The sequence below is a fragment of the Gammaproteobacteria bacterium genome (genome assembly GCA_029881255.1).
Classification (GTDB): domain Bacteria; phylum Pseudomonadota; class Gammaproteobacteria; order S012-40; family S012-40; genus JAOUMY01.
Map to the genome: position 1 here is coordinate 757,928 of JAOUMY010000001.1, position 8,576 is coordinate 766,503.

Genomic DNA, 8,576 nt, shown 5'->3' on the forward strand with positions numbered 1-8,576 from the left:
CGAAGAGTCTGACAGCTTTGAACGATTGGCAGGCACATTTAAACAACTGGGACTTAATCGGTTCTTAAACGATCGGAAGCCTAATTGCCGTTGACGTAAAAACGCTTTACCGCAATTGGGACGTCATCTCCAAGAAAATCAAGCACTTCCTGGCGTCGTTCCATGGTATCGCCATAGCCAAGGTGAATAAGTTCGCGGCAGAAAGATTTTTCAAACAGGATATAACTGATCAGATTCGATCCCTTTTCAGGAGAGGCGCCGATACCCTTGAGGAAGAAACGTACGCTCCGAGGGACTTCCTGTGCGTGTTTGGCGGCGATCTTGTACAAGTCCTCGCTAGGTGAAATGTACAACATATCTACCTTGCGCATGGTGCGGCTATCACCAGGCAGGTGTTTGTCTGGAATTTGTTCCAGAGCCTTGTTGATGCGCTGCATGCGTTCCAGGTCGAGGTCGATATTGTCGAGGAAGATACTGTCGAGTACCTGACCTGCGATTTGACCAAAGCTCGGATAACTGTCTGCGACCACGGTCTCACAGGTATCGTCCACGTGTTTAACCCCAATGACGAACAGCTTATCTGCGCCCAAATGTAGCGCCGGGCTAATCGGTGCGGTCTGGCGGATCGTTCCGTCCCCATAGAACTCTGCGCCCAGGCGTTCTGCGGCAAACACAAATGGGATCGCGGACGACGCCATGAGGTGTTTTACGGTCAATTTTGTCGGGATACCCATGTGACGGGAACGATACCAGGCTTCCAATTCTTCGGCACCCTGGAAAAAGGCCACCGAGTTGCCGGAGGTGACGCCAGAGGCCGTCAAGCTTAACGCATGTACAAGTCCATCCTTGATGGAGCGGTCAATATTGTTGAAATCCATGGCGTGGGATAGCAGGCGTTCCAAAGGTCCGCGGTCGAGTAGTGAGACAGGGTTGTACTTGCCAAGCCCACCCAAGGCCATAGCTGCAAGCCAGTGTGAAGCACTGCGTGACAGACCGAACCAGTCAGTCCGGAATACGTGATCCACATGAAAATTCCCCCAAACATGGACCAGGCGCCAGATGGCTTCACGAAACTGATGGGCATAAATGGCAAGCGCGGTTGCGTTGATTGCACCCGCAGATGTACCACAAAGAATAGGAAAAGGGTTCTGTGCACCCTTGGGCAGCATGTCTGCCACCGCTTGTAACACGCCTACCTGATACGCAGCGCGCGCGCCGCCCCCCGAAAGGATCAAGGCGATTTTCGCTGGTGGGTTATTTCGTTCCTTTTTCCAAAGCATATCCCAGTCCCCGGCATCCCAATTTTGCTTGTCCCATTATATGTATCGGTTGCCCTCCACGAAGAACTTAGACCGGGAATCGGGAAAATGATTGCGCCCGGTCACATCATCCGCGGAAATTTTCTATGCCTCTGAACGGAAGAGGTTTTTCTGGTCTAGACCAACTCCATAATGCCGTCCATTTCCACACCCGCATTACGCGGCAGACTGGCGACACCAATGGCTGCACGGGCGGGATAGGGTTGGTCAAAATAACGTCCCATAACCTCGTTGACTAGCGGGAAATGGCTAAGGTCGGTGAGAAAGATGTTGAGTTTGGCGATATCTGCCAGTGTTCCGCCTGCGGCCTCGGCAACCGCAGCAAGATTGTCAAACACGCGCACAATCTGGGCCTCCATATTGCCTTCTACCATTTCCATGGTTTCAGGTACCAACGGAATTTGTCCCGACAAATAGACGGTTTTGCCAACTTTTACGGCCTGTGAATAGGTGCCAATGGCTTTGGGTGCTTTGTCCGTGTGTATGATTTCTCTACTCATGATGGCTGACGTCCTGCAAAGTGGATAAAGATGTTGGCGGATGATAACAAGGCATTACTTCGTGAGAAAGGTTTGGCGTGCGGACTCTAACTATCCCCTATGGGTGTGCATTGATTAACGCGTACGCATGTGTGGTTGTGACACTTGGGTAAAATGTTAGAGGTGTTTGCTTTCTACCGGATATGAGACAAGAAATAGTAAGTGAGTAATTGCTGCGTCTTAAATTCCATTCTTTCGTTTTTTGCGCATAACCAGCATTAGGCACGGCGTATAAATTAGCCCCTGGTTCGTACGATCTTAGAGACGAGTTCAGTGCGCTTCAGACGGCGCATGATTTGCGCCAGGTGTTTGCGATTATGCACGGTGATGACGAAAAAGATGTCAGTAAATTTGCCATCACGATCCTCTATATGGACGTTTTCAATATTGGCTTCCATCTGCGCGATGGTAGATGCAACCGTGGCCAACACGCCTCGCTGATTAGAAACTTCCAGGCGTATTTCAACCGGAAAGTCACCGTCGATGTCTTGCTCCCATTTGAGTTCCAGCCAATTTTCCGGGTGCTTGGTATGTTCACGGATATTTTTACAGCCAGTGGTGTGAACTACGATTCCTCGGCCCGCGCTGAAGATGCCAATAATCGGGTCGCCTGGGATCGGGCGGCAACAACGCGCGTAATTGATGTTTATGCCTTCTGTGCCCTTGATCGCAAGCGGTCTAGGTGAATTTTTGTCACCGCCTAACCAGGAAGGTGCATAGCGGAACAGAATATTTTTCAGGCCAGTCGACCGACCGCGCTGACCGGCTTCCTTGCTCAAAAGGCTGGATACCTGTTTGGCTACCAGCAAAGGCATGCGATTACCCAGGCCGATATCAGAAAGCAATTGATCTAGCGTCTTGAGGTGATAAAGCTCCAGTATCTTGGTGATTTTTTCTCGCGGAATCTTATCTAACGCTAATGAGAACGTTCCCAGGCTACGGTCGAGCAGGCGCTTACCTAAAGACACTGCCTCTTCATCACGCAGTTGCTTGAGAAAATGTCGAATGTGTGTACGCGCCTTTCCGGTTACGACATAGTTAAGCCAAGCTGGATTGGGTTTGGCCCCAGGGGCAGTGATGATTTCAACATTCTGTCCGGTCTGTAACTGAGTTCGCAGAGGCGCAAGGTGTCTGTTGATCTTTGCAGCGATACAGGTGTTGCCGATGTCGGTGTGAACAGCATAGGCAAAATCCACCGGTGTCGCCCCGCGTGGTAGTTCCATGATTTCGCCTTGTGGTGTGAACACATAGACCACATCGGGAAACAGATCAACTTTAACGCTTTCAAGGAACTCGATGGAGTTCCCTGAAGTTTTCTGAATTTCCAGCAGACCACGCAACCATTCACCAGCCTTTGCCTGATTGCTGGGCAGTTTTTCGCTACCGGTTTTGTATAACCAGTGCGCGGCAATCCCTGCTTCGGATATGCGATGCATGTCGATGGTGCGTATCTGGATTTCAATCGGTACACCGTAAGGGCCGAACAATACGGTATGCAGTGACTGGTAACCATTGGCTTTGGGGATGGCGATGTAATCTTTGAAACGACCGGGCAAAGGCTTGTACAGGTTGTGCACCATGCCGAGGGCGCGATAACAGGTGTCTACGCTGTCGACGACAATGCGAAAGGCGTAAACGTCAAACACTTCAGAAAACGAAAGACGTTTTTTGCGCATCTTTTGGTAGATGCTGTAGATGTGTTTTTCTCGGCCTATGACTTCGCTGCTTATTCCCTCCTGCTCCAATCTGTCATGCAGGGCGGAGTTGATCTTGCTGACGATCTCCTTGCGATTACCGGCCGCTTTTTTAATGGCATTTTTCAGTATCTGGTAACGCAATGGGTGGGCAGCCTGAAAACCCAGGTCCTGTAAATCGACACGCATCGAGTTTATGCCCAGGCGATTGGCGATCGGGACGTAAATATCCAGTGTCTCTTTCGCGATTCGGCGTTTCTTCTGCGGCGGCATAATGCCGATAGTGCGCATATTGTGTAGACGATCGGCGAGCTTGATGAGTATGACGCGGATGTCTTTGACCATCGCCAACATCAGTTTGCGGAAATTCTCCGCCTGTGCTTCGGCCTTGGATTCAAATTTGATCTGTGTAAGCTTGCTTACGCCGTCCACTAGTTCGGCTACTTCGTCGCCGAATTCCTGTTTTAGCTGGTCTTTTGCAGTCGGGGTGTCCTCGATAACGTCGTGTAAAATCGCCGCCATCAGGGTTTTGTCGTCCATCTTTAGTTCGGCCAAAATACGGGCGACGGCGAGAGGGTGGTAGATATACGGCTCGCCACTGAGACGTTTCTGACCTTCATGGGCCTCTGCGCCGAATAAATAGGCACGATAGACCTCGGCGACCTGTTTCTCGTCGAGATAGGTCTCCAGCATTTTGCATAGGTCGCTAATCAGAAACAATTTATCCTCTGATATTGATTTAAGCTTTGAAAGCTATTGAAAATACGACGAAAACCGCAGACTTGTCGAGTTTGTCGAAGCGGGAATTTGATTGTATAGGTTTTTGCGTGGGGATGGGAGCGAGGATTTCGGGCAGCGGGTTTCCCCGCTGCACCGCAAAAAGACTATTCCTGCATGAGATCGTCGTCGTCTGCCGATTCAGCGTCTATCTTATCGACAGCGGCGTTGGTGACGTAACCCTCGGCGATTTCGCGTAGGGCCAGCACCGTAGGTTTGTCATTTTCCCAGTCGATCATCGCGGCCTTGCCATTGGCAAGCTGACGGGCGCGCTTGGTTGCCAGGAGAACCAGCTCAAAACGGTTATCTACGTGTTCCAAACAGTCTTCTACAGTAATACGGGCCATGATTGCCTCCAGCCAGAGAAAGCGAACCGCGGATTATAGACCAGACGAAACGCGATTGCCACGCCTAAACCGCCAACAAGTCGGCGATTAACAGGCGATTGCGTTCAGCCATGCGCGGATTCCGGTGTCGTTGCGCACGCACGATACTCTTCAGGTCGGTGAGGGCGGTCTGGAAATCATCGTTGATGACCATAAAATCGAACTCACTATAGTGGGACATTTCAGCCTTGGCTTCCTTGGTGCGGCGTTCAATGACTTCGTCGCTATCCTGTCCGCGGGCGCGTAGTCGTTGGAGTAAGGTGGTACCCGACGGTGGCAATATAAAAATGCCGATGGCGTTGGGGAACAGTTTTTTCACCTGCTGCGCACCCTGCCAATCGATTTCGAGTATCACATCGACGCCATCGTTTAGCTGTTTTTCCAGCCACGGTTTGGACGTGCCGTAGTAGTTGCCGAAGACTTCGGCATATTCGAGAAACTGATTGTCATCACGCATGGCGAGAAAAGCGGCTTCATCGACAAAATTGTAGTGCGTTCCGTTCTGTTCGCCTTCACGAGGTGAACGCGTGGTAAAGGAGACCGATACCACGATGTCGTTGGTGGTTTTAATCAGTTCTCTTACCAGGCTGGTTTTGCCTGCGCCTGAGGGTGCGGTAATGATGTATAGCGTTCCTTGTTCCATACTATCCCTCGAACATTTTTAAAAAAAGTTGCAAGGCCTGACCGCGATGACTAATGCGGTTCTTTTGTTGTGGGTCCAGTTGCGCTGAGGTGCATTGATAGGCTTCGACATAAAAGAGAGGATCGTAGCCAAAACCGTTTTCGCCTTCGGCCGATTCGGTAATGAACCCTTTCCATCCGGCTTGGGCTATCAGGGGAACGGGGTCATCAGCGTGTCGTACATAGACAATTGCACATTGGAAGCTTGCGCCTCTTTGTTCGCGTGGAATCCCGCCGAGTTCGCGCAGCAATAAGGCGTTATTGTCCTGATCGTCGCATTGTGGCCCCGCATAACGAGCCGAGTAAATGCCGGGTTTGCCCTGTAATGCGTCAACACATAGACCAGAATCGTCGGCAATCGCGGGGAGGCCGGTAATGCGCGCGGCGTTTCGTGCCTTGATCAAGGCATTCTCTACGAAACTAAGTCCGTTTTCCTCGGCTTCAGGCACATTGAAATCTGATTGAGGGACGACTTCGATATGCCTGTTGGCGAGTATCGCCTGAATTTCACGAACCTTTCCGCGATTTCCACTGGCGAGTACGATGCGTTGCATATCAGTCGCTCAGGCTCTGACTTTGTTTTTCGGTCAACTGTGCAATGCCTTTGCGCGCGAGATCGAGCATGGCGACTAATTCTTCTGTGCTGAAGGTTTCGCCTTCCGCCGTGCCCTGAACTTCGATGAAGTTTCCATCGCCATTCATCACCACATTCATATCGGTTTCGGCGCCTGAGTCTTCCGGATAGTCGAGATCAAGAATAGGTGTGCCTTCGTAAATGCCAACCGAGACTGACGCCACCTGGCCCTTCAAGGCCTTCTTCGGTAATTTGGCATTCTGTATCGCGTCGGCCAATGCGACATAACCACCGGTGATCGAGGCTGTGCGTGTACCACCATCGGCTTGAATAACATCACAGTCGACGGTAATCGTACGCTCACCTAATTGGGAAAGATCGACGACGGCGCGCAACGAGCGACCGATCAAACGCTGTATTTCCATGGTGCGGCCGCCTTGCTTGCCCTGTGAGGCCTCGCGACCCATACGTTCGCCGGTGGAGCGCGGCAACATGCCGTATTCCGCTGTCACCCAACCTTTGCCCTGACCTTTCAGAAATCGAGGCACACGATCTTCAATAGTGGCAGTGCAGATGACTTTGGTATCGCCGAATTCTACGAGGACAGAGCCTTCGGCATGTTTGGTGAAATTGCGGGTGAAGCGTATTTCGCGTAGTTGATCAGGTGCTCTTCCACTGGGGCGCATAGTCTTTCCTGCATCTGGTGTCGAATGAATGCGGGATTATACGCAGCTTTAATTTTCAATTCGAGGAAATACCTTGCGAAACTCAGCAATGCTCTGTGGACGATTTTCGGGCTGTAACTCCATGGCCCAGTCGATGGCATGCAATAGCTGAGGACTGTATTCGTCCTCAAACATTAGCGCGGCTGGAGGTAATAGATCTTCGGGGCGGCGTTTCTTGGCGGCGATCGGTGGTCGCCCTTCAATACAGGAACGCATAGTGGCACCTATGGCGTAGATGTCAGTCCACGGACCCAGATGTGCGTGCTTTTGGGTCTGCTCAATAGGCGAAAATCCGTGGGAAACCACAGGAAACAGACGAGACTCCGCCGACATCATCAATTTATGCGCCGCTCCGAAATCCAGCAACAAAGGTGAGGCATCGTTGCGGATGAAGATATTGCCGGGCTTGATATCCAGGTGTAACAGGCCGTGTTCGTGGACTTCCTGCACGCACTCCAGAAAAGGGTTAAAGACCGTGAGGATAAAATTCTCACTGCGCTTACCGCCCTTTTTTTTGAGATACGCTTGAAGACTGATGCCCTTTTGGTACAACATAGCCGTGTATACGGTTTCGTTGGCCTGGAAAAATCCAAGAATTTTAACGATGTTTGGATGATCGAGAGCGGCGAGCAGGCTGGCCTCCTGGAAAAACAGCTTCCGGCCCTGCTTGAACATTTTCTCGGTTTTCTCATCCCGTGCGATGACATCAAATCCATTCTGCGCGCGGCGGGCCAATTTTGCTGGAAAGTATTCCTTGATGGCCACTGGTTGATTGTTTTCCAAATCGGTTGCCATATAAACCACACTGAATCCGCCACCACCGAGCACCCGGCCAATGCGATATCGGTCGAGTACGGTGTTTTCAGGTAAATTAGGTGGTAGTGGTGCCATGCAAAATTCCGGTTTAGCAGTTTTATCGCCGACTACCGCAATATTCTGAAGCAAAAATTGAGAGGTAACACATGATTCGAAGTATGACGTCTTTTGCCCGCCAGGACGAAAAACTGGACTATGGCTCTTTGGGCTGGGAACTGCGTTCTGTCAATCATCGTTATCTCGAAATCTTTGTACGCCTGCCTGAAGACTATCGTGTTTTGGAGGCAACAGCCCGTGAACTGGTCGGCAAGTATCTTGATCGCGGCAAAGTCGAGTTGAATATGTATTTCAAGGCTGATCAAGGACGCGCTGATGCCACCGTGTTCAATAAGGACGTCGCAACTCAGGTGGTGAATCTTAGTCAACAGATATGTCAGTTGTCACCTGAAATTAAATCATTGCGAGCCATCGACGTGATGAAGTGGCCGGGGGTGCTTGAGATTAGCGGGCCGGACGTTGATCGGGTGAAGGCCGATGCGGTACGCATACTCGAGACTACACTCAAGGAAATGGTCGAAACACGCGAACGTGAAGGCGAGAAACTACGCATGGCCCTGGAAGAGCGACGCAAAAGCATGGTCGATATCGTCACGAATTTGCGCCCACGCATTCCGGATATCCTCAAAGGTGTGCGTGAGCGTCTCGAAAAACGTTTTGAAGAAATGTCTGTGCAGGCGGACGAAGGCCGATTGGAACAGGAAATGGTTTTCGTCGCACAAAAGACCGATGTCGAAGAAGAATTGAAACGTCTCGAAACCCATCTTGAAGAAATCGAACGTCTGCTCAATCCGAAAGAGTATAAACCAGTGGGTAGACGCCTGGATTTTCTGATGCAGGAACTCAATCGCGAGGCGAATACGCTGTGTTCTAAATCTATCGACGCCGATACAACACGTCTTGGCGTGGAGTTAAAAGTATTTATTGAGCAGATGCGTGAGCAGATTCAGAATATCGAGTAGTTTTTCTCGCTGATTCATCTTAAAAGTTTTAGTTTCAAAATTTTTC

At 50.7% G+C, this 8,576-nt stretch carries 9 protein-coding genes; 1 reads left to right on the forward strand and 8 read right to left on the reverse strand.

Going from position 1 to position 8,576, the window contains the following annotated elements; translation table 11 throughout:
* Positions 1-80: 80 nt before the first annotated feature.
* The 8 genes from OEZ43_03585 to OEZ43_03620 form a co-directional block, all read right to left on the reverse strand.
* Complete coding sequence (locus OEZ43_03585; protein ID MDH5544649.1) at positions 81-1,280, reverse strand: patatin-like phospholipase family protein; 1,200 nt, start codon at positions 1,278-1,280, stop codon at positions 81-83.
* A gap of 155 nt (positions 1,281-1,435) precedes the next feature.
* A complete protein-coding gene (locus OEZ43_03590) occupies positions 1,436-1,819 on the reverse strand; it encodes a RidA family protein (GenBank protein MDH5544650.1) in 384 nt (127 codons plus the stop codon).
* Between the two features lie 275 nt (positions 1,820-2,094).
* Complete coding sequence (gene spoT, locus OEZ43_03595; protein ID MDH5544651.1) at positions 2,095-4,272, reverse strand: bifunctional GTP diphosphokinase/guanosine-3',5'-bis pyrophosphate 3'-pyrophosphohydrolase; 2,178 nt, start codon at positions 4,270-4,272, stop codon at positions 2,095-2,097.
* A gap of 164 nt (positions 4,273-4,436) precedes the next feature.
* Entirely contained in the window at positions 4,437-4,676 is a 240-nt protein-coding gene (gene rpoZ / locus OEZ43_03600) for a DNA-directed RNA polymerase subunit omega (GenBank protein MDH5544652.1), read from the reverse strand.
* Between the two features lie 64 nt (positions 4,677-4,740).
* A complete protein-coding gene (gene gmk, locus OEZ43_03605) occupies positions 4,741-5,358 on the reverse strand; it encodes a guanylate kinase (protein ID MDH5544653.1) in 618 nt (205 codons plus the stop codon).
* Position 5,359: 1 nt separating this feature from the next.
* Positions 5,360-5,950, reverse strand: a complete 591-nt coding sequence (rdgB, locus tag OEZ43_03610) for an RdgB/HAM1 family non-canonical purine NTP pyrophosphatase (protein ID MDH5544654.1) — start codon at positions 5,948-5,950, stop codon at positions 5,360-5,362.
* A 1-nt stretch (position 5,951) separates the two neighbouring features.
* Positions 5,952-6,656 (reverse strand): ribonuclease PH, encoded by a 705-nt coding sequence (gene rph, locus OEZ43_03615; GenBank protein MDH5544655.1) that lies wholly within the window; start codon positions 6,654-6,656, stop codon positions 5,952-5,954.
* A 48-nt stretch (positions 6,657-6,704) separates the two neighbouring features.
* Positions 6,705-7,586, reverse strand: a complete 882-nt coding sequence (locus tag OEZ43_03620; GenBank protein MDH5544656.1) for a serine/threonine protein kinase — start codon at positions 7,584-7,586, stop codon at positions 6,705-6,707.
* Between the two features lie 71 nt (positions 7,587-7,657).
* Here OEZ43_03620 and OEZ43_03625 point away from each other — a divergent pair, with 71 nt between their 5' ends.
* Positions 7,658-8,530 carry a YicC family protein gene (locus OEZ43_03625; GenBank protein ID MDH5544657.1) on the forward strand — a complete coding sequence of 291 codons (873 nt, stop codon included), beginning with the start codon at positions 7,658-7,660 and terminating at the stop codon, positions 8,528-8,530.
* Positions 8,531-8,576 lie beyond the last annotated feature (46 nt).

Excerpts from the sequence above, each read along its gene's own strand:
- rph (MDH5544655.1), bottom strand. The coding sequence starts at position 6,656 with ATGCGCCCCAGTGGAAGAGCACCTGATCAACTACGCGAAATACGCTTC.
- rdgB (MDH5544654.1), bottom strand. The coding sequence starts at position 5,950 with ATGCAACGCATCGTACTCGCCAGTGGAAATCGCGGAAAGGTTCGTGAA.
- OEZ43_03620 (MDH5544656.1), bottom strand. The coding sequence starts at position 7,586 with ATGGCACCACTACCACCTAATTTACCTGAAAACACCGTACTCGACCGA.
- rpoZ (MDH5544652.1), bottom strand. The coding sequence starts at position 4,676 with ATGGCCCGTATTACTGTAGAAGACTGTTTGGAACACGTAGATAACCGT.
- OEZ43_03585 (MDH5544649.1), bottom strand. The coding sequence starts at position 1,280 with ATGCTTTGGAAAAAGGAACGAAATAACCCACCAGCGAAAATCGCCTTG.
- OEZ43_03625 (MDH5544657.1), top strand. The coding sequence starts at position 7,658 with ATGATTCGAAGTATGACGTCTTTTGCCCGCCAGGACGAAAAACTGGAC.
- gmk (MDH5544653.1), bottom strand. The coding sequence starts at position 5,358 with ATGGAACAAGGAACGCTATACATCATTACCGCACCCTCAGGCGCAGGC.
- OEZ43_03590 (MDH5544650.1), bottom strand. The coding sequence starts at position 1,819 with ATGAGTAGAGAAATCATACACACGGACAAAGCACCCAAAGCCATTGGC.